Raw genomic sequence first — 1,194 nt, forward strand, 5'->3', positions numbered from 1 at the left:
ATTAATCCATCACGGCGGCGACGACGCCGGCGCCGACGGTGCGGCCGCCCTCGCGGATGGCGAAGCGCAGCTTCTCCTCCATGGCGATGGGGGCAATCAGCTCCACCTCCATGGTGATGTTGTCGCCCGGCATCACCATCTCGGTGCCCTCAGGCAGCTTCACCACGCCCGTCACGTCCGTCGTGCGGAAGTAGAACTGCGGACGGTAGTTGCCGAAGAACGGCGTATGACGGCCGCCCTCTTCCTTCGTCAGGATGTACGCCTCGGCCTTGAACTTCGTGTGCGGCTTGATCGAGCCCGGCTTGCACAGCACCTGGCCGCGCTCCACGTCCTCGCGCTTCGTGCCGCGCAGCAGAACGCCCACGTTGTCGCCCGCCTGGCCCTGGTCGAGCAGCTTGCGGAACATCTCAACGCCCGTGACCGTCGTCTTCTGCGTGTCGCGAAGACCCACGATCTCCACTTCCTCGCCGACCTTCACGATGCCGCGCTCCACGCGACCCGTCACCACCGTGCCGCGGCCCGAGATCGAGAACACGTCCTCGATCGGCATCAGGAACGGCTGGTCGATCGGACGCTCCGGCTGCGGGATGTAGGCGTCAACCTCGGCCATCAGCTTGAGAACCGCATCGCGGCCGATCTCAGGCTGCCGGTCCTCCAGGGCGCAAAGAGCCGAGCCCTTCACGATCGGGATGTCGTCGCCGGGGAAGTCGTACTTCGACAGAAGCTCGCGAACCTCGAGCTCGACAAGGTCGAGAAGCTCGGGATCATCCACCATGTCGACCTTGTTCATGAACACCACCAGGGCCGGAACGCCGACCTGGCGCGCCAGCAGGATGTGCTCGCGGGTCTGCGGCATCGGGCCGTCGGCCGCCGACACCACCAGGATCGCGCCGTCCATCTGCGCCGCGCCCGTGATCATGTTCTTCACGTAGTCGGCGTGGCCGGGGCAGTCCACGTGGGCATAGTGCCGGTTCGTGGTCTCGTACTCCACGTGAGCCGTCGAGATCGTGATCCCGCGCGCCTTCTCCTCCGGAGCCTTGTCGATCTGGTCGTAGGCCGTAAAGGTCGCGCCGCCAGACTCCGCCAGAACCTTCGTGATCGCCGCCGTCAGAGACGTCTTGCCATGGTCCACGTGACCAATCGTCCCAATGTTGCAGTGCGGCTTCGTGCGCTCAAACTTTTCCTTCGCCATCG

General features: G+C 65.2%; 1 protein-coding gene. It reads right to left on the reverse strand.

The features are described from left to right. Position 1: 1 nt before the first annotated feature. A complete protein-coding gene (tuf, locus tag LG661_RS24635; protein WP_230534632.1) occupies positions 2 to 1,192 on the reverse strand; it encodes an elongation factor Tu in 1,191 nt (396 codons plus the stop codon). Positions 1,193 to 1,194: the final 2 nt, after the last annotated feature.

The sequence above is a fragment of the Microvirga roseola genome (assembly GCF_020866965.1).
Taxonomy (GTDB): domain Bacteria; phylum Pseudomonadota; class Alphaproteobacteria; order Rhizobiales; family Beijerinckiaceae; genus Microvirga; species Microvirga roseola.